This is a genomic window from Methylobacter sp. S3L5C (assembly GCF_022788635.1).
Taxonomy (GTDB): Bacteria; Pseudomonadota; Gammaproteobacteria; order Methylococcales; family Methylomonadaceae; genus Methylobacter_C.
Map to the genome: position 1 here is coordinate 1,601,035 of NZ_CP076024.1, position 26,905 is coordinate 1,627,939.

Consider the following 26,905-nt stretch of genomic DNA (forward strand, 5'->3'; position numbering starts at 1 on the left):
AATCATGGAAAGCTATACACATATTTTATTGGCAGTGGATTTTTACGAACACTGTGAAGTTGTTGCAAACAGGGCGAAGGATTTGGCTCTTAAATATCAGGCAAAGCTGAGTATTATTCATGTGGTGGATAGTTTGCCGATTACGGATGCCAGTTATGGGGGGGATATTCCTTTTAACATGGATATAACAACAGAGTTAATGACCGGGGCGAAAAAAAGACTGGCTAAATTGGCTGAAAAGCTGGCTGTTACCGAAGACAGGCAATGGTTGGAAATGGGCAGTCCCAAGACAGAAATAGTAAGGGTTGCCGAAGAAAACAAGGTAGATTTAATTGTTGTTGGTTCCCATGGTCGACATGGCTTGGCTTTGTTGCTGGGGTCGACTGCCAACGGGGTGCTACATCATGCAAATTGTGATGTGTTGGCGGTGCGTTTGCTGGATGATGAATAGTCAACGATACGTCTCGCAACATTTATAACACCGTCACTAAAACACTATACCTAATATACTATAAGGTAGCCACATAAGCTCTTTTCTCTCCGTGTAGCAAATATAAGCTGTAGAGTTGGATTTATCCGCAGTACAATGCGAATAAATCCGCCGCTACAAAGGACAAAATCCCCCCGGGTAGCGATATCAATCGGGCTCACTAACTAAAAAATAAAAGTGCTTATACAATGACCCAATTTTTAAATTGGCTGATTTCGTAAAGCCCTTATTGGTAGCTGAAATTCAAATTTTCATAGCTGCCAGTCGATTTTAGTAAACTAACCGGATGATAAAAGCGTGTCAAAGATGGCTAAATGAGTAACCAGCACAGATAACTTTGTATTTTATTGCATACCTTCATGATGTGCGTATATGATGTTTTACTAAAATTACAGTGTTTGATTGGGGTGAAGGTAATGCGCGTAAGAACGACAAGCATGGCGTTTCAATGGCTGAAACTGTAAAGTGAACCGTTCTAAAACCAGTCCAGGCCGTAACTGCTGCGACCGCTTTTGGGTAAAAAGCTGGCATCAATTGCTGATATCCATTCACCTTTATCCGTTGAATCTTTCAAGCTCAGCAAATTGAAGGTAACAAAATAGAACGAGCGATGAAACCATCTTGAAAAGGTTTTTTCATTCAGAGGACTATAACGGCCAAGGTTTCGGAAATTCATCCTTCGCGGCAGATATGTCAGGGCTGTTAGCAAAATGAATATAAACTTACGCTGCGGTTTTTCTACACTGGAAATTTGCTGAAAAATGGGTTCTATTAAGTTCATGGAGGCCTTTGGCGTGTTGGGCTGTTATCGTCGTTGACGACATCTTCACATGTTAGAGGCTTCCAGACTATTTTTTAATCAAATCAAAACTGTCCGAAGTATTGATATCTGTGTTGGTTAATTTTAACTTTTTACGGTTACTTAAACCTTTCCCGAAAATCTTACCGGATTTTTTCAGCATTGTAGTCAAGTCTGTACACTATTTTTGGGGCTCCATGAATTTACGACAGGCTTTCCTAATTTCCATGTATCTGCTTCATAAGAAATTCTTCGGTTTGTGCCATTGGTAGAGGCTTACTCAGAAGATACCCCTGTACTTCGTTACAGCCCTTATTGGTCAGAAATGCCAGCTGGCCTTGGGTTTCAACGCCTTCTGCTATAACTTTTAATCTAATGCCTTTGGCCATGTTGATGATAGCGACTACAATCGCCGCACTGTCCGAATTTAGTTCCAAGTCGCTAACAAAACTTTGATCTATCTTCAATCGATCGATGGGAAAATTATTGAGTCGACTCAAGCTGGAGTAGCCTGTCCCAAAGTCATCTATCGCCAATTGGACGCCTATTTTCTTCAGCGATCGCAGGATGTCCAGAACGATAGTTTCATCATTGATCAAAATGCTTTCGGTTAGCTCCAATTCCAACACGTCAGGCTCTAGTCCTGTTTCAGCCAATATCATCTCTACTTGTTTGGAGAAACCTTTTTGCAGGAATTGAGTTGCCGAGATATTGACGGCCATGTTGCTCAAAGGAATACCCTGATCTCGCCATTTTTTGGCCTGTTGGCAGGCCTCGCGTAGCACCCACACACCAATAGTTACGATCAGACCGATCTCTTCTGCCAAAGGAATAAATTGATCAGGAGAAAGGCGACCCAACTCCCGGCAGTTCCAACGTATTAATGCTTCCAGACCGCTAAACTCACCTGTTCGAATATCGAGTTGCGGCTGGTAATGTAGCTCCAGTTCATTGAGTTCTATAGCCTTACGCAGATGATTTTCCAGATTGAGTCGAAGTAATGCCGTTTCTGACATCTTGGCCGTGAAATACTGGTATGTATTACCCCCAAGGCGTTTTGCGTAGTACATGGCCAAATCGGCATTTTTTAGCAGTTCCTCTGCGGTCTCTCCGTCGTTCGGGTATATGGCAATACCGATACTGGTACTCGTGTAGAGTTCTTGATCACCACAGAGGAATGGTTGGGCCAAACTGGTACATATTCGCTGGGCAACGGTTGCAGCATCTTCATTACGATCTATCATCGGCAAGAGTACGGTGAATTCATCACCACCCAGTCGTGCTATTGAGAGTCCGTCTTGGGTCGCGCCCGTTCTTACCAAGGTATCACTACTTCGTATGTTTTTGCGCAAGCGGTCGCCAGTAGTCTGAAGAACCAAATCGCCCAGATGGTGCCCTAAGGTATCATTGATTCGCTTAAAGCCGTCAAGATCCATAAACAGTACAGCTAGTTTTATTTTTTTCCGTTGCGCCAAATTAATCATGATCTGTAAGTGTTCTAGAAAAAAATGTCGGTTGGGTAATTCGGTCAGACAGTCAAAATAAGCCAAGTTGTGTAAGCGTTGCTCACTTTCTACCAAGCGCCGTGTAGTTTGACTGGCTCTGAGCATATAGCGAACCCGGTAACCCAACAACGGGATATTGATGGGTTTGGTTATGAAGTCGGTCGCACCGACTTCAAAAGCGTGATTAATTGACTCCATATCCTCCAAGCCTGTCATCATCAGCACTGGGATGTACTTGGCTGTCGGCAATTTTCGAAACTCCGAACAGGTCTCAAAACCATCCATGCCGCCCGGCATGATGACGTCCAGCAAGATCGCGTCCGCTCCTTTTTTATGAAATAATTGCAAGCCTTCTTTGCCGCTAGCCGCTTCGCTGGTTATAAAGCCGGCCGCCTGTAGTGCCATGGCAACCACTAATCGGATCAGGGAGTCATCGTCGATGATGATAATGTGGGATGGGACTTGCATGTCTGTTCCTAATTAATGGGTAAGGATTGCTCAAGATACGTGTTCAACGCAGCATGGGTATTGGAGAATTCCTGTTTTATACGTAAAAGCGTTTGCTCCGAAGTATCATAGCAATGATTTCGCGCATCGTTTTCTACCTCATGGCACAGCTGGGCCAGCCCATTGGCACCGACCTGATTGCTGCTGGACTTTAGCGTGTGAGACGCCGAGCGGATGGCACCGAGATCGCCTGTGGCCCAGCCTTGTTCTAATGATTGTAGGAGTGTGTGGGCATTACTCAGATAGAGTGTAATTACGCGGAGCAGTAATTCATTACCGCCTATGGTGCGAATTGCTACCAGCGCGGTATCATTGATGACCAATTTTGCTGCTATGGCAGGATCTCCGATGTTATCGGCCATAATTGCGAAAGCTTTTACCCATAGTTTAATTAAGCGGAGCAAGGCTTCAGTCCTGAACGGTTTAGCCAAGTAATCGTCCATGCCGGCCATTATGCATTTCTCGCGGTCACCTTCGATCGCATTGGCTGTCAAGGCAATGATGGGAATATGGGGTAACTTACCGGAGCTTTGGCGGAGTCTTATTTCCTTAGTTGCAGCGTAGCCGTCCATTTCCGGCATCATGCAATCCATCAGCACCAGGTTATAGGAATTGTGCTCAATGGCCTGGAGCGCTTCCAAACCATTTTGGGCGATGTCAACCAAGCAACCGAAGCCTTGCAACATGGCTTGGACAACCTCCCGATTGACGGGATTATCCTCGACCAGCAGGATATGTGCGCTTGGCGATGTCGATGTGGAGCAAGAAACGTCGATATTTTCTGTCGTTGTCAGGTTTGAGTCAGGCAACAAGGCGCTCAGCAGAGATTGATAAAGTTCGGCCTTACGTATTGGTTTGATAATAAAAGCTGCAAATTCGGTTTTTTTCGCTTCGGTGACTTCGGCTTTAAACTGCGTAGAGGCCAGCATAACTAGAGGTATGAGTGCCAATTTCTGGTCGGCTTTGATGTGTTGACCTAATTCGAGTCCATTCATGTCGACTATCTTCATATCGATTATCACCAAGTTGTATTGCGATTGGTGATCGGCCGATTTTCTGAGCAAGCCCAAGGCCGATAAGCCGCTTGATACAGCGTCCACCGACATGCCCCAAGACATTGCGTAGTTTTTTAAAATATCCCTGTTGGTATCATTATCTGCAACGATCAGTAGCTTAAGGCCCGCCAGCCCTGAAGGCTCCAACGATAGGTTTGGTTCTAAACTGTTTGCTGTCAATAGAGGGAGGGTAAAGGAGAAGGTGCTTCCTTGGTCGGGATAAGAGTTTACGCTGATCTTCCCCCCCATTAATTCTACCAATTGCTTGGAAATCGCTAATCCTAGACCGGTGCCACCATATTTACGAGTGGTTGAGCCATCGGCTTGAGAGAATGCTTTGAATAGATGTGACAGTTCATCTTCACTGATGCCAATACCGGTGTCGCGCACTGTAATGCGAATATTCAACGGGGCGGCATCGGCTACCTGCGCGGATGCTCCCGGATTGTCGTTTAGGCTGACATCAACCATTATTTCGCCATGTCCGGTAAATTTGACGGCATTATTTACCAGATTGCCAAGAACTTGCTGTATTCGGGTAGGATCGCCTTTGAATATTTCGGGTATTTCTGATGCAATACGGTAGTTCAGTCGCAGGCCCTTGTCATGGGCTTGTTCAGCAAAAATTTCAACAACGTCCTCAATGATTTTATGGAGTTTGAAATCCAGATTTTCCAATTCCAAGTGTCCTGCTTCGATTTTGGAAAAATCGAGGATGTCGTTTATGATCGATAGCAGTAATTCCCCGGATTTATGCGCCATTAGCGCGAAACGCCTTTGTTTTTCCGATAAGTCGGTACGTAGCAATAATTCGGTCATACCCAGCACTCCGTTCATAGGGGTGCGGATTTCATGACTCATATTGGCAAGAAATTGGGATTTGGCATTGCTGGCAGCTTCAGCCTGCTCTTTTGCCGTGATTGCATCTTGAATAGCTGCTTCAAGGCTCTGGTTTTTCTCGGATAACTCCTGGGTACGAGCGATAACTTGTTGTTCCAGATGCATTCTATATTGCTGTAATTGTTCGTCACGTTCCTGAACTTCGATCAGCATGCTGTTATAAACAGTTGCCATTTCACCAAATTCATCAGCGCCGATTTTGGTGATCCGATGTGTGAAGTTTTTTTCACGGGCTACGGTTTGCATAGCCAGTATCAGTTCCAATAGAGGCGCCAGAAAAACCTGTTGTAATTTAGTGGAGACAATGATGATTGCGATGCCGGTAACAACAAAAATCAGACTAATGATTAAATAAAATCTGTTAAGTAAGGCTTGCAGTCCACTTTGGTCATCAGCTAAATGTAAAATACCTTGTAGTTCATCATCTTGTAAAATAGGCCTGAATAAATTTAAAATATTGTTTTCATCATAAGTAATGACTTGTCTATAACGTGGTAATGGTGCATTTTTTGTATTTGGCTGTAATAATTGACTATACCAAGTGATTAATTGTGATTGTAGGTATTCAATCAGGCTATGTGTTGGCGTACTGTTTTGAGGGATAGCGATGATGTTTTTGATGGTTTCGCTGGTTCGGATTGTTACCGGCTCTTTTGATGATTGGTAAGCCGCAAAAATAGTGCCGTTCTTGTCATACAAACGGGCAGCGATTACGCTGGACTGGCTACGCATACCGTTTAGAAGTTCCTGACCAGTTTGGACGTCATTAAAAGTTAATGAGGCGGAAGCGTTCCAGACGATAATATCCGCTATTAACGACAGCTGATTTTCGGTGGCGTGCTTTTTGGTGAAGTATTCATTAATTACTACGGAAGCCATTACCAGAAGCAGAGCCAGCATGGTTGTTAAAGTCATGATCGAGATTAACTTTACCCGTATCGGAGCGTTATTAAACCATTTTATAGTCATTTTTTCATTCACCGATAATTTTGGCCAGTTTTAATAATCTTGCGCTGATATTCAGCTTTGATTCGTGCACTACAGGCAAATTGACATGTAAGGTAATTTTTCCGTCCACATTTTCCAGGCCTACCATGCCGCCTTGCGCGGCAAAATCGTAGCCTTGGCCGATGGTTAGTAGTGGATGTTTGTTTATGTCGGCAAAAACTTGTAACAAAACGTTTTGCTTTAATTCGCTGATATATAGGACGTGACAATCTTCAAAATTGCGCAAGCGCGATAAATTGATAATTTGTAGCGTTTTATTGCCTACGACTTTATTGTTAATACTGATAAAGGATTCTTGTACGACGTTATCGCCTATCACACAGAAATCAATTGATTCTTTGATGCGCGTTTGCGCTTCATCAGGCCAAGTGGTGAAACGTACAATATTCAGCGCCAGGGCTGCCAATACCGTTTGTTCTTCCAATGATTGGGCATACATTTGCGAGTGAGTGTTGAGTAATAAACTTAGCCCCAGTAATGGCGGTAGAAATTTTTTGACCTGATTTATCATATGTCAAAATTTCCAGCTTACTTTTCCATACATCCCACGGTTAATTAAGGTTGGAAAGGTCTGGTTTTCTGCTATATATTCAAGATGATTTGGTGACAGCAGATTTTGGCCAACCAGCGACAATTCAATATCTTTGATGGGGTGCCACGCCGCGCGCAAATCCAGTGTGGCGTAGCCTTTGACAGTAGTCTTGCCAAATGAGCCTACTGAAAAATTGCTGTCCACATAACGAAGCCAGAAATCCAGGTCTATGGATTGCCAAGGCGAGAATGCGCCACGCAATGACATCCGCTGTTGAGGGCTGATGTTAGTCTGCGTAAAGGGCATATTGTTAATCTGTGTCTGTAACCAACTGTAATTGGCATCCCAGCGCCACCAGTCCAGCATTTGCCAGACAGTGGCGATTTCGACACCATAAGTTTTACCTGCCAAGGCGTTGGTAAAATCTAGTGGCACAACCATTGCGTTACCTGTGAAGTACGGCGTTCCTTGAAGCGCATAACGCAGGTCGTGGTAATCATTGTAAAATCCGGTAACATCCAGAGAAATTGCTTTGGAAAAGGTCGTTCTATAACCCGCTTCATAAGTCATGACTTCTTCAGACATATAGTCAGAGTTACCTTGGGCTAATGTTGCTACAGGTGGCGTACCAAAAGGGGGAAAAGGCAGGGTTTGGGGAGGAATAACGCCGGTTAGAACCGAACCACCTTTTTCTATCCGTGATGGCGTACGAACAGCTCTTGAAACGCCAGTCCACAGCCTATGTTGATTGTGCGGTGCCCACATGATTTTGGCTGATGGTTGACCCTCGAAACCACTGTAGTCGTTATGTTCGAATCTGGAGCCGATCGTTAGCCAGAGTTTGTTGTTTATTAGTGTCAGTTCATCCTGAATAAAGGCACTGTACAATTGGTCATTGACACTGGCCGGATTTATATTTGCGATTGGTGCTGAACCATTTTGGAGCTGGTTACCTGCAATACGGTCATGACCATAACGGTAACCCGATCCCCAGATGATTTCATGCCAGTCCAGCATGGCAAAACGGTGTTGGAATTCCAGATCCAGGGTGTCACGATTATCGCTATACATACTCTCATTATGGGCGTAGGTATCGTAATAAAACTGTAGCGAATAATCCGATGTTGGTGAAAAAGTATGCTGCAAGCGACTAAGGAGGTTGCCGCCAGAGTCGCTGTTTTTAACATTTTGGGTGCCCTGATAAGGAGACGTGATTTGCGAAAAATAGGCAAGTTGGTTGATATTGGCTTGATAAATATCACCCTGAACTGTCAGTGCATCCTGGGTGCTTAGGTGCGAGTCCAATCGAAAGCCACCTTGCACTTTATCCCAGTTATCACCGGCTTTCCCGCCTGACTGCAATGTGTTTTGGCTGCGATCAAAACCTTTCACATAGGCTCTTGCCGTGGTGTTTTCACCTAATTTTGTGCCATAGCGCAATGAGCCAAAGCCCTGCTCTTGGGTGCCGCCGCCTGCATTTACCAAGCCACCCTGAGTTTGGGATGAAGATTTGGTGATTACGTTGATAACGCCATTTACCGCATTATTGCCCCACAATGCTGCTCCCGGGCCGCGGATGATTTCGATGCGGTCGATGTCTTCCATCATGACATCTTGGTTTTCCCAGTACACGCCGGAAAAAGAACGACTATAGGCGTTACGGCCGTCAATAAGAACCAGTAATTTATTGGCAAAACGGCCGTTAAAACCTCGGGAGCTGACTGCCCATTGGTTGGCGTCAATTCTGGCAACATCCAGACCAGGCGCAAGACGTAAAGCATCTGGAATGTTAGTGGCACCGGAGCGTTTTATGTCGTCATTGGAAATAACAAACGCAGCGGCAGGCGCATCATTCAGGGATTGGGCTTTTTTGGCCACGGAAGTGACTTCGACATTGAGTAGGTCTTCTACACTCAAGTCGACTGCCTCAGTTTGTTTTTCAGCGATAACCAGCGGGCTGAAACATAAAATAAGTAAGGATAGATAATAGTCAATGACTACTTTTTTATTATTAATCATATAACTTAATCTTCAGTATTTTGGAAAAATCAGTAAAAATAATTTATTTTATGCCATTTATTTTTTACCTATATTGGCGTAAATATTATTTTATGCGCAGTATGTAAAGTAAAATAATAGAACTTATTGGCAGGATGATACATTATGATTTGTGATTAATAATAATGATTAGCGAGGATTTATGGTCATTAATCATAATAAATATGAAAAATTTACGTGCATTGCCTCACTAAAAATTAAACTACTTAAGTATCGTTGCTTCATCTAAAACCATACTACTTTTAAATACTATTTTTGCCGATAAAAGCGGTGAAAAAGGGACCACGAACAAGGAGAAGTTGGCCGCATTGTTGACTTGCATTTCTTTGGCATTCATAAAATCTTCCAACCCCAATATTGTTTGACATCGCGGAAGTTAAACTCGATTTGAAACCGCAAAGAGTAGTAGCTGATCAATTTTTCACTGGCAAGCGTCAGGCCATCACTAAACAACAGTACCTTTGCGATACTGGTCTGGTTGAAGGACTATGGAAACGTTAAACTTTTTCGAATACGGCTAAAAGACCAGCTGCGTCATTATGTGGTTTATCTGCCCAACGAAGAAAAACTCAGCCAGTTTGATCGTCAAGCATTTGACCTTGAACATGATAAGCATTGGCAAATCGAACAATATCATCGTGCCATCAAACAGGTTTGTAATACCGAAAAGTTTCAAGTGCGTGGTAAGCAGGCTACAAAGAATCATTTGTTTGCCGCTATTTATGGTTATTTTCAATTACAAAGACTTACGACAAATAAGACCATCATGAACTGTTACCAAATACGCCATGAATTGTTCAAAAAGGTCGTCGCTACTTTCATTTCTGAATTCATCATTGGGAATGAAAGTTTAAACCCCGTTCTTTCATTTGCCGTCAATACGTAAATTCTAGAAGACAAGAAATAAGAACGCTTTGTACGAATCAGTCAACTGGAATTGACAGATAAAAAAGCAGTGCGTGGCTGGATGAAAGGTTTCCCTCATGAGGTGCTTTTTGTCAGCAGAATCTTTACAAACAAAGACGGCAGCATTGGCTTATTGAATCTGGTGTGCAGTGATTTAACGTGCAATGGCGAACAAGTAGCAGCAATCTACCAAAAACGATGGAAAGTTGAGGAGTTTCATAAATCATTAAAACCCAATGCGGGGTTGGCGAAATCACCAACCCGTACCATCACCACACAGAACAATCATGTCTTCATGTCGATTTATGCTGTATTCAAGCTGGAATGTCTGAAGATAAAACACAAGGCCAATCATTTTGTATTACTAACTAAGCTGTTCATCAAGGCGAACCAAATGGCTTATGCAGAGCTGCAAAAATTACGGACTGCGTAACATCAGATATAATTAAGAAAAATACGATATGATGTTGTGCCATCCTTGTTTTTTATTTTTTTGAGCGGTTGCCATTATTTTTATCCTAAGTGTACCGTCAAACTATCGGTGCAGATATGGTGCGGCATAAATTAAAACAAGCAAGAATAGTAACAAATAAACGATAATAAATGTTTGATAAAACAGACGGTTAGCTGTTAAGTCTACAAGCTGAATATAATAGAGGGTATAAATGATTGGATATATTGAAAGTTATGATGCCGATAGCCAAACCGGGGTGGTAAAAAGCGAGAAAAATTCTTATACGTTTCATTTGGATGACTGGGTTGCGCAAGTATCTCCAGACGTGGGTGATGATGTCAGCTTTGACTCGGAAGGAACGCTGGCGCGACAGATTAAATTGGTAGGTGCTTATTTGACTCCGCCTACAGCCGTTAAATATAAGTATGTAGCGGCGGTGTTGGCTTTGCTTTTGGGTGGTGTAGGCGTGCATAGGTTTTATTTGGGCTATTATAAAATAGGGCTTATGCAGTTAGCGTTGACCGTAGCAACTCATGGATATGGAGTGCTATGGGGATTTATCGATGCCATTCTGCTTTTTGGCGGTCATATCAATAAAGATGCTAAAGGCCGTCCTTTTAAATAATTTTAAAAAATAATCGATATAAAATTTCCGGACATAAAAAAAGGCTCTTGCCAAATAACAAGAGCCTTTTTTGAAACTGAGTGGTTATCGCTTATTTGGGATAAACATTAACAGCGGTTAAGCCTTTTGGTCCAGATTCAATGTCAAAAGTCACGGTTTGACCTTCAATCAGGGTTTTAAAGCCATCACCCTGAATTACGGAATGATGAACGAAAACATCTTCGCCGCCATCAGAAGGTGCTATAAAACCAAAACCTTTAGTGTTGTTAAACCACTTTACAGTGCCTGTTGCCATTTTGAAAAACTCCTAAAATAAAACTTACGGTTAACACAGAACTACAACATTGATAACCGGGAGATCCACTCGTTCAACATCTTTACTCTGCTGGGGGAGGATTGTACTGCTATTTTCAACAGGATGCCATTTATTGAACTGTTTTGTACAGCCCATCCAGAACCATTGAATTAGGACTGACCATACCGATAACTATCTTGTTTTCAACAACAGGAGCTCTGATCAGGTTGTAATTGGCAAAAAGCCGCGAGCAATAACGGATATCCATATCGGGATGTACAGTAATTACCGGTTTACTCATGATCTCATAAACATTGACCCGGTCAGGTGCGCGGTCTTTGGCGAGCACGTGACGAGCGATATCACCTGAAGTCAGCATACCGTATTCATCATTTTCATTGCGTTTATTGACAATAAGCACCGCTGTTTTAAGTGTTTTCATCTTTATTAAGGCCTCCGCTACCGTGGCAATGCCGTCAATGGTAGCAAAATCGGTTTTCATGACGTCTTTGACACGGATGGGGTTGCTTTTTTCTATCATATTGAATCCTCAAGTTCATGGGTTAGTTCTTCAACCTGGTGCATGACGCCAATGGCGTCTTCAACATCAATCTGGAAAGCAATGCCGGTGCCGGGTTTATTATCAAATTCCGCCGTTGCAGCAATGGTTTCCAGAATGCGCCTGCTGTGGTGTTCTTCGACCAGAAATAACAGTACATCCCGTTGAGTTTCGAGGGTCAGGCCAAAAAAGGTTTTGGAGCGCTTGCGGCCTTCGCCGCGTGCATTATTGACAACAGTTGCGCCTTTGGCACCATTTTTACGCGCCGTTTCAATCACCAGATCGGTTTTATCATCTTCGACAAGGGCAATAATTAATTTGAAATGCATGGTTTTTCTCAGAGTTTAGATTAAGTTCTGTTTAGCCATTGGGCAATTTGCGCATAACCCAGAACAGCAATGATGGGGAATAAACTGGCAAAGGCTATTAAGCCAAAGCCATCCAATAACGGGTTTCTGCCCGGTACGGCTTCGGCCAGTCCCAAGCCTAACGCAGTCACCATAGGTACGGTAACCATTGAAGTCGTTATCCCGCCCGAGTCATAAGCCAGCCCGATAATCATTTTAGGGGTAAACCGGGTTTGGATCAGCACAATAACATAGCCCGGGATTATGAAATAATAAAGTTCTATTCCTGTGACAATTCGAAAAGAACCAAGAGCCAGGCCAAAACCAACGCCGATGGCTACAGCAATTCGCAATCCCCATGCATTTATGGTGCCGCCGGAAATTTGTTCGGCTTTAAGGGCAACAGCGAGTAAAGAAGGTTCGGCTAATGCCGTAGCGAAACCGATGCTGGCAGCAAAAATATAAATCCAGAAATAAGTTTGCCAGAAAATGGTTTGATCGAGTGGATTAATGCCTAAAAATTCAGGGGTAGTCAATTGCGATGCCATTATACTTCCCAGCGGAAACAACGCCATATCCAGGCCTTCCAAAAAGAAAGCAATTCCTAGTAGAACATACAAAAAACCGATCAATGTTTTTTTAAGACGAGGTAGGGGTTTACGAATAACCAATAATTGAAAACCGATGATAACGGCAACAATAGGCAAAATATCTTTACAGGTTTCCAGTAGTTGCAGGGCAAAATTAACCATCCATTCAATCATATAATCATCCCGTAAGCCATCACAAAAATCATCGGTGTTATTGAGGCAAGGATGATCAGTCCAAAGCCGTCTGTCATCGGGTTACGACCCTTGATGGCAGTGGCCAGTCCGACACCCAGAGCAGTTACTAAAGGCACGGTAATCGTTGAGGTGGCGATACCACCTGCATCATAAGCGATGCCAATAATTTCTGCGGGTGCAAAGGGTGTTATGATAGCTACGCAGGCATAAGCGCAAAAAACCGGGTAATAGACCGGCCAGCCACGGATAATTCTTAATATGCCGATTAAAATGGAAAAACCGACAGACAGGGCGACAGTCATCCGCAACCCGAAGGCATAATTACCCTTGGCAGTATCGGTTTGTTCAATCATGTTACCAATACTGGCGATATTTGCTGCTTTTTCAGCAATGGCTAGCAGGGCAGGTTCAGCAACGGCGGCTCCAAAACCCAGGCAAAAAGCAAAAGCTAACAGCCAGAATAAACTACCTTTGTTGGCGAAAGCGTAAGCCATTGACTCACCTAGAGGAAAAAGGCTTTGTTCCAGTCCCTGAATAAACAGGGTAAGGCCAATAATAACAAAGAGTGCGCCGGTAATTAAATTAGCGGCATCAGGCAAAGGCTGGCGAATAATCAGGACCTGAAAAATCAAAACAACGACAAGAATTGGAGTAAGATCTATGAAACTGCTGAATAGTTGTTGCACAAAACGGTTCTTTAACATAGGCCTTCCAATTTTTTAACATCACCTGATTGTATAGTAAATTGGACGAGTAAAGCTACCCTGTACATAAGAAACTTTAAAGTTCAGCAGGCTTAAGCATTGTCAGGTTGGCGTTAAAGAACTATGACTTTGTGCAATCGCTGAAGGTTATTATTGAATCTTTTTAGGCGATTTATTGGGAATAACAGACCCGACTTGCCGGTCTTTTTATTCATTTCCTGCATCCTTGCAATCGTTGTTAATAACCAAACGGGTCTATTTATCTTGAGTCCGTACGTTGCAGCACTATCGCAACTGCGGCTGCACGGGTTGCTACACCAAGTTTTTCAAAAATATGTTCCAGATGTTTGTTGACGGTACGATGGCTGCTTTCGAGTATTAGTCCGACCTCTTTATTGGTTTTTCCTCGCGATATCCACATCAGTATTTCCGCTTCACGAAAGGTAAGCCCTAAAGAGTCTTTCAATGATGCCAGATTCCATTCACGGCTGCTTTTCTTTAACAGAAGCAGATACTCACCAGAGCTTTGGCAGGGTGCCATTTTGATTGAGAAACCGGTGTTGGTAAGGTAATCATCGGCGGATTCCTTGTCAGTTGTAGCAACAGATTCAAGGCGTTTTTTTGCCCAAGCGAGTATTGGTTCGGGTAAATAGTCATTGATTGTTATTGATGCAGTGGGCTGCATTACTTCGATGAGCAGTACTTTAGCTGCAGGGGTTAGCCAAGTAATACCGCCGGAGGCGTCGATAGTCAATGCCGAGAACGTGCCTTGACTTAGTGCATTTTCTGCACGCCGTTTATCGCGAGCCAAGCCAAGATGGACATCTATTCTGGCCAGCACTTCCGGTGGACGTATCGGTTTGATAATATAATCCAGGCCACCTTCACTAAAACCGCGGAGCAGATCGTCAAGTTCGCTTAAACCGGTCATGAATAACACCGGAATATCGGCTTTAAGCGGATCCGCTTTAAGCCGTCGACAGGTTTCAAAACCATCGATACCCGGCATGAGAACATCCATCAAAATGATGTCGGGTTTTAAATAATCAATTTGTTCCAGCGCAGCGAGGCCGTCAGTAGCGACCAATACGCGGTAACCCGCTTCGGACAGTGTATCGGACAGCAGTGCCAGATTTCCGGGCGTGTCATCAACAATCATCACCGTGCCATTGACGTAGGGTGTTTCAATTTCCATTCGAGAATCTCATGTTTAAATAGCCATTGGATTTTTTTATAATCCATTATTTGAATGATTTGTTACCCTGGCCGCAGGGTTTATTTATGCCAATAGTTTCTTGATTTCAGCAATACGAAATTCACTGGCCAGTGCTTTAACTCTTGACACAAACGGTTGATATTTTGGTTGCTTCCTGATCAGTTCATCAAGGTGCTTGTTAAGTCCTAAAAGGTCACCTATTCGAACAAAATGGACGAGGTTTTTAATTTCGTCGGCTGGTGGTAGCAATAAAGGCTCTTCGGTTGATGTAGCAGCCAAATCAATATTATCATTCTGGCAAATCCAGTTTAGCGCCAGATGCAGTTTTAGCTTGTTTAACAAGTGCGGAACCTTGACAGGTTTAGCCAGAAAATCATTGGCTCCGGCAGTCATGGCATTAAGACGGTCGGCTTGATAGGCGTTCGCGCTAAGTATGATAATCGGCATTAACAGACCTTTATTACGCAGTTGTCGGGTGGTTTCCGAGCCATCGATTCCAGACATGGCTAAATCAAGCAGAATAAGATCAGGCTGTATTTTCTCTACCTTTAACAGGCAATCTTCACCAGAATCGGCTTCAGTCATTATAAAGCCCAAGGGTTCCAGAATTGATACCATTAAATCACGGTGATCGTGCTGATCATCAACGACCAGTATTTTTTGCCGACGCCCCTGGTAACCGGCAATGTTTTCGGCTTCATAAAGGTCGGGACTGGCTCCGAGGTTGGCTAAAAATAACCGTACTGTAAAAGTGGAGCCCTGACCGGGCTTACTGGTGACAGTGAGCTCTCCACCCATGATTTCAGCGAGAATTTTACTGATCGTTAAGCCCAGACCACTGCCCGAGATAGCGGTTCCAGTGGCATTGTGCAGGCGGGTGAAAGGCTCGAAGATATCTTGTAACTGTTCCTCCGGAATACCTTCACCGGTATCGGTAATCTCGAATTTGGCAACGCCTCCGTTATAGCCGATACTAAAAATGATTTCACCTGTCTGGGTGAATTTAACGGCATTGCTCAGGATATTAATCAAAATTTGTCCAACGCGTCTTTCATCGGCTCGTACGCGTTGCGGTAAGGTATTGATTATCTGACAACGAAACGATAAGCCTTTATCTTCCGCTTGAGCTTTGTAAATACGCATCAAATGCTCAATAAATTCATGAAAATTAAACGGCTCGTAGTTTAATTCAAATTTACGTGCTTCGATGCGGGCAATATCAAGTATATCCTCTATTAGAGCCGATAAATGTTCGCCACTACGCTTCAGTGTATCAACTGCCTGCCTTCTGTTTTCAGGTATACTTGGGTCTTTGTGCAGTATATAGGAATAGCCGATAATACTGTTTAAGGGGGAACGTATTTCGTGGCTCATATTGCTGAGAAAACGGCTTTTCGCCTGATTGGCCGTATTGGCCATTTTCATGGATTCCTTTAATTTACTGTCCGTTTTTTTATGCTCTTCAATTTCCAATAGTAACAGTTGAGTCTGTTTAACCGTTTCTTCCTGCGCTACCCGTCGACTTTCTACATTTAGTATCAGCCACCAGGTACACAGGCCGATAAACACCAATAGCGAGGCATAAATTTTAAAAAAATTATTCAGTAGCAGATGAAACGATGCAAAGTTATGTTGCACACTCATCAGATCCTGATAATAAATGATACTGATAAAAACCCCGGTCAACATAGACAGGAATAAAAACATCAGGGTAAAACGCAGTAAGCGCAATCGGGATGTCATATCCATCGCCGCAGGCAGGCAGCGTTTTGCCAGTATCTCCAGATAATCATCAAAACGAAAGCCGGTTTTGCAGGCATCCAGACAACGCGCGTCCAATGTGCAGCACAGCGAGCAAATACTCCCTGCATACGCCGGGCAATAGGCCATATCTTCATGCTCGAATTTATTTTCGCAAATTGAACATTTATTGGCTGATTTAGGGTTGTTTTCGTCGCGGTCGCGCGTCAGATAATGTTTGCCTTTTGTTAACCAGGCAATGATCGGTGTTAGTATAAATGCCAGTCCCAAGGCGATAAAACCTGAAAATGCTTTGGGAATTTCTCCAAACAGACCGATATAGGCCAGTATCGACATTACTGAGGCGCAGAGTGTGGAAAAAATGCCGACCGGATTAAAATCTGACAGATAGGCGCGCTTGAACTCAACGATATTCGGGCTTAAGCCTAGTGGTTTGTTGATCATTAATTCTGCGGCAATCGTACAAATCCAGGCAATCGCCATATGAGAAAATAATCCCAGCACTTTTTCCAATGCGCCAAACACACCAAATTCCATCAGTAACAAGGCGATCAATACATTAAACAGTAACCAGACGACTCGTCCCGGATGACTATGAGTTAGCCGCGAAAAAAAGTTGGACCAGGCCAGCGAGCCGGCATAGGCATTGGTTACATTAATCTTGACCTGGCTGAGAATGATAAATAGTGTGGTAGCCGCTAGCGCCCATTGCGGATTACTGAAAAGCTGGTTATAAGCGACCAGATACATTTGGGTAGGTTCATGGGCATGTTCCGGGCTAATGCCGTGACGTATGGCCAAATGTGCTAGCAAAGCGCCCAATAACTGCCTGAGGGCTCCAAATATGATCCAGCCCGGTCCGCCGGCAATCATCGCCACCCACCAGCGTAGTTTGTTCGCTTCGGTTTTGTCAGGCATAAAGCGTAAAAAATCCACTTGTTCACCGATTTGCGCCATCATGGAAAAGGCAATAGTCGCTGCGGCACCGAACAATAGCCAGTCGAAGCCTTGCCCACTGCCGGCAAACCAGAAATAGGTTTTTAAGATCGGTATTGCATCAGGTTCGCGCAGTGCCACTGCCACATAGGGTGCAATGAGTAACAGTAACCATAACGGCTGTGTCCACAACTGCATTCGGCTAATGGTGGTTATGCCGAAGGTCACCAGAGGGATTACCAGTACCGCACTGATAATATAAGCAATCGCCAACGGAATATGGAAATACAACTCAAGTGCCAGCGACATGATCGAGGCTTCAAGCGCAAACAGGGTGAAAGTAAAGGATGCATAAATCAACGAAGTGACCGTGGAACCAATATAGCCAAAACCGGCACTGCGGGTTAATAAATCAATATCAATATGGTAGCGGGCGGCGTAATAGCTGATGGGCAAGCTGGTGATAAAAATCACGATGGCGACCACCACAATTGCCCAAAAGGCATTGGTAAAACCGTAGTTGATCGACAAAAAGCCACCGATTGCTTCCAGCACCAGAAACGAGGTAGAGCCGAAGGCGGTATTGGCGACCTGAAACTCCGACCACTTACGAAAACTGCGTGGCGCGTAGCGCAAGGCGTAATCTTCCATGGTTTCATTGGCTACCAGAGCATTATAGTCGCGGCGAATTTTGGTAATGTGTTGATGAATGTTGGCTTTCACGGTATTCGGTTAATTCGATTTCTATCCAGAAGGCTGTTTAAAGGCGAGTCTGCACAATTTATAAAATGCAGACTCGCCTTTAGCCATTCAACTGGCAGAGAGCGTAGAAGCAGTGCAGAAATCAACGTCGCTCATGACCTAAATGGAGGGTCAGCGGAGATCCCTGATTGTTAATGATAAGCTCTTTATCGCTTACCTTGTTGGTTTCATTATCACTGTCACTGGAATCGGGTTTTTCAGTATTCACCGTGCCGGGTACTTGTTTCACTACCTTAGTATTCACCGTGCGGGGAACTTGTTTCACTACCACTTGCACCGTAGGCATCCAGGTCGGCTTAAACGAAGTGGTCTCCGGTTTTTTGTTAAGCGCAGGTATCTTTAAATCATCCAACAGATCAAAGCAGGTAGTACTTATCTGATCAACCAGCTTTTCGGTTATTTTAGTCTGGCTGGAGTCGTTAAAAAGTCCGTGAGCACTGAAAGTCATTTTATGTTCGACAGGACTACCGGTACTGCCAATTTTACTCAGTCTGCAGCTGATCGGCAGTACGTCGGTTTTTTGGAAATCGGCCGCTCTTGGGTCTGCATTACCACTGCTAAACGAGAACCCAACCGGTGTTTCTTGATGGACTATCTTATCCAGTCTGGCTTCAAGAGTATGCGAATAATGACTGTCAGCAAGTTTGACGGGAAACTGCCATTCGGCCAGATTTTTGCTTACCTGTTCAGCTATCTGCTGCCGTGACAAATTAAAACCAAACTGTTCGATATTTTCATTGGCAAGACTGAAGTTAATCGCGGTTATTGCTGCCGGGTCGATACTCGCGGACTTGGGTTCAACGGCAAGCGCAGATGTTCCGGTAAGACCGGTAAAAAGCAGTGCGCCGATAACGGCATAGTGTTTTGGTAAATCATGCAAGCTCATGGCAGCTCCTAATTATAGTGTACCGATACTGTACGAAAATCAGCCTTTGGCTGCCATACGTTAAATGACTTATGCGTTATTTGACGGATTGTGCCGACTGGCTGAAAACTGAATAATCTTAATCGACAGCTTTACCCGCATTACGCTATAACGAATGCATTTATATTTGGCAACAAAAGGGGGCTTTGGATGAAGGATCTTATTAAGAGGGCTTTATATGAAACAACCCTGTTGTTATTGAAATTTACCGTTAAGGAGATTGCCTTATGAAAAGTTTAATTAAATTGGATCGTAATAAAAAGCCATGGGAGCAAGAGGGCTTGATTCATAATCGCTGGCATCCTGATTTGCCTATGGTTGCAATGGTCAAACCCGGTGATGAGTTTCGTGTGGAATGTATGGATTGGACCGGCGGTCAAATAGGCAATAATGACAGCGCCAATGATATAAGGGATGTCGATTTAACGCAAGTACATTACCTGAGCGGTCCCATTGGTGTTGAAGGTGCCGAGCCGGGTGATCTGATGGTCGTGGATATTTTGGATGTGGGTACTTTTGACGATTCCCAATGGGGTTTTAACGGACTTTTTTCCAAGGAAAACGGGGGCGGATTTTTAACCGATCATTATCCTGAGGCGCGTAAATCAATTTGGGATTTTCACGGTATTTACACAACGTCCAGACACATCCCTAATGTTAAGTTTGCAGGCATTATGCATCCTGGTTTAATTGGTTGTTTGCCGTCAAGAGAATTACTCGAAACATGGAACAAGCGCGAAGCCGAGCTCATTGCTACGGATCCTGATCGCATTCCGGCCTTGGCGCTGCCACCAAATTCCCAGTCTGCGGTAATGGGTAAATTGACTGGCGATGCGGCCAAAGTGGCAGCAGCAGAAGGTGCCCGAACAGTACCTCCTCGTGAGCATGGTGGTAACTGTGATATTAAAAATCTTACCAAAGGCTCCAAAGTATTTTTTCCTGTTTATGTGAAAGATGGTGGCCTCTCCATGGGCGATCTGCATTTTTCTCAAGGCGATGGTGAAATTACTTTCTGTGGTGCCATTGAAATGGCAGGTTATCTGGATATTAAAGTTAGTTTGATTAAAGACGGCGTCAAAAAATACGGCATCAAAAATCCAATTTTTCAACCCAGTCCACTAACGCCTTCGTATCGTGATTATCTCATTTTTGAAGGGATTTCAGTCGATGAAAAAGGCACGCAACATTATCTGGATGTGCATGTCGCTTACCGTCAGGCCTGTTTAAATGCAATTGAATATCTCAAGAAATTTGGTTACAGCGGTGCCCAGGCCTTATCGATTTTGGGTACTGCACCGGTTGAAGGGCATATCAGCGGCGTTGTTGATATACCGAATGCCTGTGCGACGCTCTGGTTACCTACAGAAATATTTGATTTTGATTTGAAACCGAATGCGGACGGGCCAAAGAAAATTATTACCGGTAGCGCCGACATGGCAAAGACAAGCTAGTTATAGACAGTAATCAATGGAGTTTAGGTATGCCTTTATATGAATATCGATGTGATGACTGCGGTACTTTTTCGGCAATCAGGAAAATGAGTGAATCCAGTCTGCAAGGTATTTGCAAAAACTGTGGCGCGGCAAGTGAACGCATAATTTCTGTGCCGCACTATGCCTTGGTAGGTAACGACCAGCGTGTAGCCCATGAGCGCAATGAAAAATCAGCTCATGAACCGGCAACCAGGCGTCGCTCCAGTTGCGGATGTTCAGGCGGGCATACCTGCCAACCAGGGACGGATAAATCTCGTACCAAAAAAGATCAGGCTAGTCAGTCTGAACAGCAGGGGGCTGTTTTTCAGATGCAAACAAAGAGAACGGCAAGGCCCTGGATGCTCGGGCATTAAACAATGGGTAAAAGTTGGGATAAGAAAATTTGGATTGGATTGGGTTGGGAAGGGATTTAATTTTGAACAGATGTATGAATGTTTTATTTTTTTAATTAGGAGAAACTGATGAGTAGTTCTGATAGGCGTCAATTTATAAAAAAGGCATCTGTTCTTGTAGGTGTCTCTCTTGCCTTGGGTCTTTCCATGGCTACGGGTAGTGCGAGTGCGGCTGATTTTCCAACGGCAGCGGTTAGCACAACGGGTCTTGCGGTTACCGATAAAACGGTAACGGTAGGTATTTTGCATTCGGCAACCGGCACTATGGCGATTAGTGAAACGGGTTCCATTCAGGCTGAAAAACTGGCGATTGCTCAAATTAACGAAATGGGCGGTGTGTTGGGTAGAAAAATTGAGGTTGTTCAGGAAGATGGTGCCAGTGACTGGCCTACCTTTGCTGAAAAATCCAAGAAACTATTGGAAAGTGACAAAGTGGCCGCTGTTTTTGGCTGTTGGACATCGGCATCTCGTAAGGCCGCGTTGCCTGTTTTTGAAAAAGATAACGGCTTACTGTTTTATCCCACTTTTTATGAAGGCCTTGAGCAATCCAAAAATGTGTTTTATACCGGCCAAGAGGCAACCCAGCAAATTCTTGCCGGTTTGGATTGGATAACAAAAGAGAAAAAGGCCAAAACTTTTTATCTGATTGGTTCTGATTATATTTGGCCACGTACTTCCATGAAAATTGCCCGTAAACATATTGAGCAGCATTTGGGCGGCAAGGTTGTCGGCGAAGAATATGTGGCTTTGGGTGATACGCAGTTTGGTTCTGTGATTAACAAAATCAAGCTAAAAAAACCTGACGTAATCTACGCAGCTGTTGTTGGCGGTAGTAATGTTGCCTGGTTTAAGCAATTGAATGCAGCCGGTTTAAATTCCAAGAAACAAACCATGCTGACTATTTCAGTAACCGAAGATGAGGTGCTGGGTATTGGTGGTGAAAATCTGGAGGGTTTTTATTCGGCAATGAAGTATTTCCAAACTTTGAAGAATCCTAATAACGATAAATTCGTCGCAGAATTCAAGAAAGCTTATGGCGAAAATGCGGTGATTGGTGACGTAACCCAAGCGGCTTATCTGGGGCCTTGGTTATGGAAAGCGGCTGTTGAGCGTGCCGGCAGTTTTGACGTGGACAAGGTAGTCGTCGCATTGCCGGGCTATGAGATGACGACGGCACCTGAAGGTTATGTCAAGGTCGATGCAAACCACCATTTGTTAAGCAAGTTACGAATCGGAAAATGGCGTAAAGATGGTCAGGCTGATGTCGTTTATGAGTCTGGTTTGATTAATCCTGATCCATTCCCCAAAGGTTATCAATAAAGATTGAGCTTTAGGAAGTAAGCCGTAGCAGTCTTAAGCTGAAGACTGTTACGGTAAGTAAAAACAGATTTCTATGTGTAAGATTGGTTAGCCGGAGGCTGGTTATGTTTGGATATACGATGGATGAAGTAGGCAACATTATGGTAATGCAGGGCTTTTCGGGATTAAGCCTGTTTAGCGTCTTGTTACTGATGGCGCTGGGTCTTGCCATTATTTTTGGTCAGATGGGTGTGATCAATATGGCGCATGGTGAGTTTATGATGGTTGGTGCATATACGGCAGTATTCATGTCAAAACTGGCTGTTAAATACGAGATGGTTAACTCCTACTTTGTTTTTGCCATCATTGCCGCATTTATCCTGGCCTTTTTCATAGGTTATTTAGTTGAGTATTTGTTGATTCGACATCTTTACAAACGGCCTTTGGATACCTTGCTGGCGACATGGGGCTTGAGTCTGGTCATGCAGCAAACATTTCGCTCCAGCTTTGGTGCCAAAGAAGTGAGCGCAGAATTACCGGAATGGTTACTGGGTTCATTTCAACCCACCGCTGATATTGATATTCCGATTAATGGTGTGTTCGTGATGGTTTTGGCCCTGGTCGTTACGCTGGGTGTGTATTTCTTTATGTTTCGTTCAAGGGGAGGCTTGCGTGTACGGGCAACCGTGCAAAATCGGGTTATGGCCAGTGCTGTTGGTATCAATACCCAAAAAGTCGACAGGCTTACTTTTGCCTTGGGCTGTGGTATTGCCGGTGTTGCCGGCGCAGCATTTACAACAATCTCTTCTACCGGCCCTACTACCGGCTCTCTTTATATTGTCGATAGTTTTATGGTGGTTGTCTTTGGTGGTGCAGCAAGTTTGATGGGAACTATTGCCTCAGCGTTTGGCATTGCCCAGGCACAATCTATTTTGCAATTTTTTATGACCAGTTCCATGGGTAAAGTCGCTACCTTGATGACGATTGTTATTATTTTGATGATGCGACCCGAGGGTTTGTTTGCATCTAAAGTACGTAGATAAAGGAACCTGTTATGAAAGAGCTATCAAATAAGTTGTTGGGCGGAAGGCAAGGGGCTGTTGGCTTGGCGATATTGGCTCTGTTGCTGCTTGTGGTTTTTCCCTTGTGGCTGGATTTGTTTCGCTTGGGTCTTTTAGGCAAGTATGTTACCTACGCCTTTGTGGCAGTCAGTTTGGTGTTGTTGTGGGGTAATGGCGGAATTTTAAGTCTCGGGCAAGGCATGTTTTTTGGCTTGGGCGGTTACTGTATGGCCATGTTTCTTAAGCTGGAAGCATCAGACCCTGTCAGTACCAAGATTCAAACTACGCCCGGTATTCCTGATTTTATGGATTGGAATCAAATAACCGAGCTTCCCTGGTTTTGGCTACCCTTCAAAAGCTTGCCTTTAACACTGGTACTGGTGTTGGTTGTGCCGACGTTATTGGCTTTTATCATCGGTTATGCCATGTTTAAACGGCGTGTGGGTGGTGTTTATTTTGCCATTATTACCCAGGCGATTGCCCTGATATTAAGTATTTTAATTATCGGTCAACAAGGTTATACCGGTGGTGTTAACGGTATTACTGACTTAAAAACCATGCTGGGCTGGGATATCAGAACGGACAGCGCGAAATACATTTTATATTTTGTTAATGCAGGCTTGTTAATCGGCTGTATGTTGCTGGCACGTTACATATTAACGTCTAAATTTGGGATGTTGTTGTTGGCGATGCGTGATAAAGAAGAGCGCGTCAGATTCTCCGGCTATGATGTTTCAAATTTTAAAATATTCATTTTTTGTGTTGCGGCCATGATGTCGGGAATTGGCGGAGCCATGTTTACGCTTCAGGTCGGTTTTATGTCGCCCAGTTTTGTCGGTATTGTACCGTCCATTGAAATGGTTATTTTTGCCGCAGTGGGTGGGCGTATGTCCTTGATTGGCGCTGTTTATGGCACCTTGCTGGTTAATTTTGGCAGGACGATGTTTTCCGAGACATTTCCGGAGTTATGGTTGTTTTTGATGGGTGGGCTGTTTATCGCTGTGGTCATGTTTTTTCCTGACGGTCTGGCTGGAATCTATGACAAGTATGCCAGGAAATTTAATGTCTCCGGAATCGCGTCTAAATACGTTGCCAAATTCAGTAAAAAAGCCGCCAAGATGATCGGAGAAAAATATGAGTAATACCGACTTTGTACTGGCTATTGAAGACTTAACGGTTTCATTTGACGGGTTTAAGGCAGTTGATGCCTTATCGATGTATATCGACAAAAATGAATTGCGAGTGGTGATTGGCCCCAATGGTGCCGGCAAGACCACGGTACTGGACTTGATTTGTGGTAAAACAAAATCGTCATCAGGCTCCATCAAGTTTAATAATATAGAACTGACCCAACTTGCCGAGCACGAGATTGTCCGCGCCGGGATTGGCAGGAAATTCCAGACACCTTCTATTTATGAGAATCTGACTGTTTATCAAAATCTTGAAGTGTCTTATCCGGTAGGACGGTCGGTCTGGGGCAGCTTAACTTTTAAGCGCACGCAGGCATTGAGCGAACAAGTTAACAAAATCGCGGCAGAAGTGTTACTGACTGAGCATTTACAAATGGAAGCGGCCTTGTTAAGTCATGGCCAGAAACAATGGCTGGAGATTGGCATGTTGTTGATGCAAGACCCGGAATTGTTAATGTTGGATGAGCCAGTAGCCGGAATGAGTGCTAAAGAGCGTGATCAAACAGCCGATTTACTCAATCGAATTTGTCAAAATCGTTCTGTTTTGGTGATTGAGCACGACATGGAGTTTGTGAAAAAAATTGCCCATAAAGTGACGGTACTGCATCAAGGTAAAATTTTGGCAGAAGGATCGATGGAAAAAGTTCAGTCGGACGAAAAAGTTATTGAAGTTTATTTAGGTCACTAGACGGTTTTTGATTGCAAGATAAAACCGGTTAACCAGCAAGAGGAATTTAATCATGTTTGAAGTAGCGGATTTACAAGTCAGTTATGGCCAAAGTCAGGTGATTCATGGCTTAAGTTTTAAGGCAGAAAAAAACGAGACACTGGCCATTATGGGCCGAAACGGCATGGGCAAAACGACATTGTTTAAATCCCTGATGGGCATATTGCCCAGTAATGCCTCTAAAACCATGGTCGATGGCGTTAATTTAAACGGTGTGGAAACCTATCAACGTGTTGCAAAAGGACTGGCTTACGTACCCCAGGGAAGAATGATTTTTCCAACCATGACCGTACAGGAAAATATTGAAACGGGTTTGGAAAAATCCAAAACCCGGGAGATTCCTGATGACATCTATGCCTTATTTCCGGTGTTGTATGATATGCGTAAACGTAAAGGTGGTAATCTTTCCGGTGGGCAACAGCAACAGTTGGCGATTGCACGGGCTTTGGTTACCAACCCTAAAGTGCTGTTGCTGGACGAACCCACCGAAGGCATACAGCCCTCCATTATTAAAGACATTGCCAAAGTCTTAAATGAAATCAGGAAAATGCGTGAGATTACCATTATAGTCTCTGAGCAAGTACTCAGTTTTACCATGGAAATTGCTGACCGTATAATTGTGATGGATAAGGGCAAGTTTATCCATGAAGATAAACGTGGTGAAGTGGATGCCGCACAGATTAAAAAATATTTGTCGGTTTGACAGAGAGCATGTCTTAACCAACTTTTTATTACCTCAAATATAGAGTCCGAAGTTAATTACTCGACATTACTTTCTGTAGGGCGTGCCGTGCGCGCTTTGAAAGCTAAGGTGTGCACGGCACGCCTTACGTAATTAATTCATGGCTCTAACTCTGACCGTTGGTTTTCAGTCGCAAGGGATCACGGTCAACTAATACGATTAAAACACTTCAATCCATTGATTCATTTAAATGTTCAGATAATCAGCCATCTTCTGGCTGACACGGTGTTTTTTTAATTACATCAGCCATACTCCAGCCTATCGTCGTTTAATCCACAACAAGTCTTTAACCGCTTTGAACTTCCAAATCCCGATATATATTTTCAGATAAATAATTTTTCTGTCGATAGATACCATCCCTTCAAGGGATGTTATCTGTATAAGTCTACGACGACGCGAATTTAGAAATTTTATTTTTGGAAATCTATAGCATCCAACACGTTGTCGTTTTTTACCTTAACCAGTTATCCGCTTTAATCCCCGATTTATCGTAAAGGTATGCATCAGTAGAACCCTTTTTGCGGATGGTTTCAGGCTAAACGGCAAGCTTCTGCAGTTATTTCAATCAGGTTATTCAGTGTCATGACAAGTTAATTTCTGTGGTTACTTCTCTTGCCATTTATTCTTGTCTTTGGTTCGCTCAAAACAAACGGCGAAAGATGCGGGTACTCCTCTGAAAAAAGCCCATTTACCCGGATATATTTACTCGATTTTAACAGCAAAAATATTGTCGATGCGCCCATTTTAGGATTCTGCAGGCCAATAAAGCCGGTTTTCCTGTTATACGTCAAATAACTAATGAGTTATCTGACGGATTGTGGGAATCGGCTGCAAACTGAATAATCGACCCTGCCAGTTTTGGTGGCATCGCT

Annotated in this window: 25 protein-coding genes; 11 read left to right on the forward strand and 14 right to left on the reverse strand. The window is 43.7% G+C overall.

The window, feature by feature from the left end; all coding sequences use genetic code 11:
- The first annotated feature begins 4 nt into the window (after positions 1 to 4).
- On the forward strand, positions 5 to 451 hold the full coding sequence (locus tag KKZ03_RS07420) for a universal stress protein (RefSeq protein WP_243220877.1): 447 nt from the start codon (positions 5 to 7) through the stop codon (positions 449 to 451).
- A gap of 514 nt (positions 452 to 965) precedes the next feature.
- Here KKZ03_RS07420 and KKZ03_RS07425 read toward each other — a convergent pair.
- From KKZ03_RS07425 to KKZ03_RS21995, 6 genes are all read right to left on the reverse strand, one after another.
- Positions 966 to 1,271 carry a hypothetical protein gene (locus tag KKZ03_RS07425; RefSeq protein ID WP_243220878.1) on the reverse strand — a complete coding sequence of 102 codons (306 nt, stop codon included), beginning with the start codon at positions 1,269 to 1,271 and terminating at the stop codon, positions 966 to 968.
- A gap of 236 nt (positions 1,272 to 1,507) precedes the next feature.
- Positions 1,508 to 3,262 carry a GGDEF domain-containing response regulator gene (locus KKZ03_RS07430; protein WP_243220879.1) on the reverse strand — a complete coding sequence of 585 codons (1,755 nt, stop codon included), beginning with the start codon at positions 3,260 to 3,262 and terminating at the stop codon, positions 1,508 to 1,510.
- An 8-nt stretch (positions 3,263 to 3,270) separates the two neighbouring features.
- Entirely contained in the window at positions 3,271 to 6,171 is a 2,901-nt protein-coding gene (locus KKZ03_RS07435; protein ID WP_243220880.1) for a response regulator, read from the reverse strand.
- A 58-nt stretch (positions 6,172 to 6,229) separates the two neighbouring features.
- Entirely contained in the window at positions 6,230 to 6,775 is a 546-nt protein-coding gene (locus KKZ03_RS07440; protein ID WP_243220881.1) for a YfiR family protein, read from the reverse strand.
- Positions 6,776 to 6,778: 3 nt separating this feature from the next.
- The gene (locus KKZ03_RS07445; RefSeq protein WP_243220882.1) at positions 6,779 to 8,815 is read right to left on the reverse strand and encodes a TonB-dependent siderophore receptor; all 2,037 of its coding nucleotides are present in this window, start codon (positions 8,813 to 8,815) and stop codon (positions 6,779 to 6,781) included.
- A gap of 241 nt (positions 8,816 to 9,056) precedes the next feature.
- Positions 9,057 to 9,191, reverse strand: a complete 135-nt coding sequence (locus KKZ03_RS21995; RefSeq protein ID WP_371744870.1) for a hypothetical protein — start codon at positions 9,189 to 9,191, stop codon at positions 9,057 to 9,059.
- Positions 9,192 to 9,395: 204 nt separating this feature from the next.
- Here KKZ03_RS21995 and KKZ03_RS07455 point away from each other — a divergent pair, with 204 nt between their 5' ends.
- The 3 genes from KKZ03_RS07455 (at position 9,396) to KKZ03_RS07465 (ending at position 10,839) form a co-directional block, all read left to right on the forward strand.
- Entirely contained in the window at positions 9,396 to 9,740 is a 345-nt protein-coding gene (locus KKZ03_RS07455; protein ID WP_243220883.1) for a transposase, read from the forward strand.
- A 51-nt stretch (positions 9,741 to 9,791) separates the two neighbouring features.
- The gene (locus KKZ03_RS07460; protein ID WP_243220884.1) at positions 9,792 to 10,193 is read left to right on the forward strand and encodes a transposase; all 402 of its coding nucleotides are present in this window, start codon (positions 9,792 to 9,794) and stop codon (positions 10,191 to 10,193) included.
- 232 nt (positions 10,194 to 10,425) lie between these two features.
- Positions 10,426 to 10,839 carry a TM2 domain-containing protein gene (locus KKZ03_RS07465; protein WP_243220885.1) on the forward strand — a complete coding sequence of 138 codons (414 nt, stop codon included), beginning with the start codon at positions 10,426 to 10,428 and terminating at the stop codon, positions 10,837 to 10,839.
- Between the two features lie 91 nt (positions 10,840 to 10,930).
- Here KKZ03_RS07465 and KKZ03_RS07470 read toward each other — a convergent pair whose 3' ends face one another.
- From KKZ03_RS07470 to KKZ03_RS07505, 8 genes are all read right to left on the reverse strand, one after another.
- Positions 10,931 to 11,134, reverse strand: a complete 204-nt coding sequence (locus KKZ03_RS07470) for a cold-shock protein (RefSeq protein WP_243220886.1) — start codon at positions 11,132 to 11,134, stop codon at positions 10,931 to 10,933.
- Between the two features lie 130 nt (positions 11,135 to 11,264).
- Positions 11,265 to 11,675 carry a CBS domain-containing protein gene (locus tag KKZ03_RS07475; protein WP_243220887.1) on the reverse strand — a complete coding sequence of 137 codons (411 nt, stop codon included), beginning with the start codon at positions 11,673 to 11,675 and terminating at the stop codon, positions 11,265 to 11,267.
- Positions 11,672 to 12,022 (reverse strand): P-II family nitrogen regulator, encoded by a 351-nt coding sequence (locus KKZ03_RS07480; protein ID WP_243220888.1) that lies wholly within the window; start codon positions 12,020 to 12,022, stop codon positions 11,672 to 11,674. The genes KKZ03_RS07475 and KKZ03_RS07480 overlap by 4 nt, the downstream gene beginning before the upstream one ends.
- Before the next feature lie 20 nt (positions 12,023 to 12,042).
- Positions 12,043 to 12,804, reverse strand: a complete 762-nt coding sequence (locus KKZ03_RS07485) for a DUF1538 domain-containing protein (RefSeq protein WP_243220889.1) — start codon at positions 12,802 to 12,804, stop codon at positions 12,043 to 12,045.
- Positions 12,801 to 13,529 carry a DUF1538 domain-containing protein gene (locus tag KKZ03_RS07490; protein WP_243220890.1) on the reverse strand — a complete coding sequence of 243 codons (729 nt, stop codon included), beginning with the start codon at positions 13,527 to 13,529 and terminating at the stop codon, positions 12,801 to 12,803. The genes KKZ03_RS07485 and KKZ03_RS07490 overlap by 4 nt, the downstream gene beginning before the upstream one ends.
- Positions 13,530 to 13,788: 259 nt before the next feature.
- On the reverse strand, positions 13,789 to 14,724 hold the full coding sequence (locus KKZ03_RS07495; RefSeq protein ID WP_243220891.1) for a response regulator transcription factor: 936 nt from the start codon (positions 14,722 to 14,724) through the stop codon (positions 13,789 to 13,791).
- Between the two features lie 84 nt (positions 14,725 to 14,808).
- Positions 14,809 to 18,165, reverse strand: a complete 3,357-nt coding sequence (locus tag KKZ03_RS07500; protein ID WP_243220892.1) for an ATP-binding protein — start codon at positions 18,163 to 18,165, stop codon at positions 14,809 to 14,811.
- 121 nt (positions 18,166 to 18,286) lie between these two features.
- Positions 18,287 to 19,090: a hypothetical protein gene (locus tag KKZ03_RS07505; RefSeq protein ID WP_243220893.1), complete on the reverse strand. Its 804-nt coding sequence runs from the start codon at positions 19,088 to 19,090 to the stop codon at positions 18,287 to 18,289.
- 266 nt (positions 19,091 to 19,356) lie between these two features.
- On the opposite strand from KKZ03_RS07505, the gene fmdA reads away from it, so the two are divergent.
- From fmdA to urtE, 7 genes are all read left to right on the forward strand, one after another.
- Positions 19,357 to 20,580 (forward strand): formamidase, encoded by a 1,224-nt coding sequence (gene fmdA / locus KKZ03_RS07510; RefSeq protein ID WP_243220894.1) that lies wholly within the window; start codon positions 19,357 to 19,359, stop codon positions 20,578 to 20,580.
- A gap of 29 nt (positions 20,581 to 20,609) precedes the next feature.
- A complete protein-coding gene (locus KKZ03_RS07515; RefSeq protein ID WP_243220895.1) occupies positions 20,610 to 20,975 on the forward strand; it encodes a zinc ribbon domain-containing protein in 366 nt (121 codons plus the stop codon).
- 108 nt (positions 20,976 to 21,083) lie between these two features.
- A complete protein-coding gene (gene urtA / locus KKZ03_RS07520; protein ID WP_243220896.1) occupies positions 21,084 to 22,334 on the forward strand; it encodes an urea ABC transporter substrate-binding protein in 1,251 nt (416 codons plus the stop codon).
- Between the two features lie 104 nt (positions 22,335 to 22,438).
- Positions 22,439 to 23,356, forward strand: a complete 918-nt coding sequence (gene urtB, locus KKZ03_RS07525) for an urea ABC transporter permease subunit UrtB (RefSeq protein WP_243220897.1) — start codon at positions 22,439 to 22,441, stop codon at positions 23,354 to 23,356.
- 11 nt (positions 23,357 to 23,367) lie between these two features.
- The gene (urtC, locus tag KKZ03_RS07530) at positions 23,368 to 24,516 is read left to right on the forward strand and encodes an urea ABC transporter permease subunit UrtC (RefSeq protein ID WP_243220898.1); all 1,149 of its coding nucleotides are present in this window, start codon (positions 23,368 to 23,370) and stop codon (positions 24,514 to 24,516) included.
- Positions 24,509 to 25,252 (forward strand): urea ABC transporter ATP-binding protein UrtD, encoded by a 744-nt coding sequence (urtD, locus tag KKZ03_RS07535; protein ID WP_243220899.1) that lies wholly within the window; start codon positions 24,509 to 24,511, stop codon positions 25,250 to 25,252. The genes urtC and urtD overlap by 8 nt, the downstream gene beginning before the upstream one ends.
- Before the next feature lie 52 nt (positions 25,253 to 25,304).
- Positions 25,305 to 25,994, forward strand: a complete 690-nt coding sequence (gene urtE / locus KKZ03_RS07540) for an urea ABC transporter ATP-binding subunit UrtE (RefSeq protein WP_243220900.1) — start codon at positions 25,305 to 25,307, stop codon at positions 25,992 to 25,994.
- The last annotated feature ends 911 nt before the right edge of the window (positions 25,995 to 26,905 follow it).

Coding starts and splice junctions, on each gene's coding strand:
- KKZ03_RS07445 (WP_243220882.1), bottom strand. CDS start 8,815: ATGATTAATAATAAAAAAGTAGTCATTGACTATTATCTATCCTTACTT.
- urtB (WP_243220897.1), top strand. CDS start 22,439: ATGTTTGGATATACGATGGATGAAGTAGGCAACATTATGGTAATGCAG.
- KKZ03_RS21995 (WP_371744870.1), bottom strand. CDS start 9,191: ATGAATGCCAAAGAAATGCAAGTCAACAATGCGGCCAACTTCTCCTTG.
- KKZ03_RS07505 (WP_243220893.1), bottom strand. CDS start 19,090: ATGAGCTTGCATGATTTACCAAAACACTATGCCGTTATCGGCGCACTG.
- KKZ03_RS07475 (WP_243220887.1), bottom strand. CDS start 11,675: ATGATAGAAAAAAGCAACCCCATCCGTGTCAAAGACGTCATGAAAACC.
- KKZ03_RS07420 (WP_243220877.1), top strand. CDS start 5: ATGGAAAGCTATACACATATTTTATTGGCAGTGGATTTTTACGAACAC.
- KKZ03_RS07515 (WP_243220895.1), top strand. CDS start 20,610: ATGCCTTTATATGAATATCGATGTGATGACTGCGGTACTTTTTCGGCA.
- KKZ03_RS07435 (WP_243220880.1), bottom strand. CDS start 6,171: ATGACTTTAACAACCATGCTGGCTCTGCTTCTGGTAATGGCTTCCGTA.
- KKZ03_RS07490 (WP_243220890.1), bottom strand. CDS start 13,529: ATGTTAAAGAACCGTTTTGTGCAACAACTATTCAGCAGTTTCATAGAT.
- KKZ03_RS07470 (WP_243220886.1), bottom strand. CDS start 11,134: ATGGCAACAGGCACTGTAAAGTGGTTTAACAACACTAAAGGTTTTGGT.
- KKZ03_RS07440 (WP_243220881.1), bottom strand. CDS start 6,775: ATGATAAATCAGGTCAAAAAATTTCTACCGCCATTACTGGGGCTAAGT.
- KKZ03_RS07425 (WP_243220878.1), bottom strand. CDS start 1,271: ATGAACTTAATAGAACCCATTTTTCAGCAAATTTCCAGTGTAGAAAAA.
- KKZ03_RS07430 (WP_243220879.1), bottom strand. CDS start 3,262: ATGCAAGTCCCATCCCACATTATCATCATCGACGATGACTCCCTGATC.
- KKZ03_RS07495 (WP_243220891.1), bottom strand. CDS start 14,724: ATGGAAATTGAAACACCCTACGTCAATGGCACGGTGATGATTGTTGAT.
- urtC (WP_243220898.1), top strand. CDS start 23,368: ATGAAAGAGCTATCAAATAAGTTGTTGGGCGGAAGGCAAGGGGCTGTT.
- urtD (WP_243220899.1), top strand. CDS start 24,509: ATGAGTAATACCGACTTTGTACTGGCTATTGAAGACTTAACGGTTTCA.
- urtA (WP_243220896.1), top strand. CDS start 21,084: ATGAGTAGTTCTGATAGGCGTCAATTTATAAAAAAGGCATCTGTTCTT.
- fmdA (WP_243220894.1), top strand. CDS start 19,357: ATGAAAAGTTTAATTAAATTGGATCGTAATAAAAAGCCATGGGAGCAA.
- KKZ03_RS07480 (WP_243220888.1), bottom strand. CDS start 12,022: ATGCATTTCAAATTAATTATTGCCCTTGTCGAAGATGATAAAACCGAT.
- KKZ03_RS07485 (WP_243220889.1), bottom strand. CDS start 12,804: ATGATTGAATGGATGGTTAATTTTGCCCTGCAACTACTGGAAACCTGT.
- urtE (WP_243220900.1), top strand. CDS start 25,305: ATGTTTGAAGTAGCGGATTTACAAGTCAGTTATGGCCAAAGTCAGGTG.
- KKZ03_RS07465 (WP_243220885.1), top strand. CDS start 10,426: ATGATTGGATATATTGAAAGTTATGATGCCGATAGCCAAACCGGGGTG.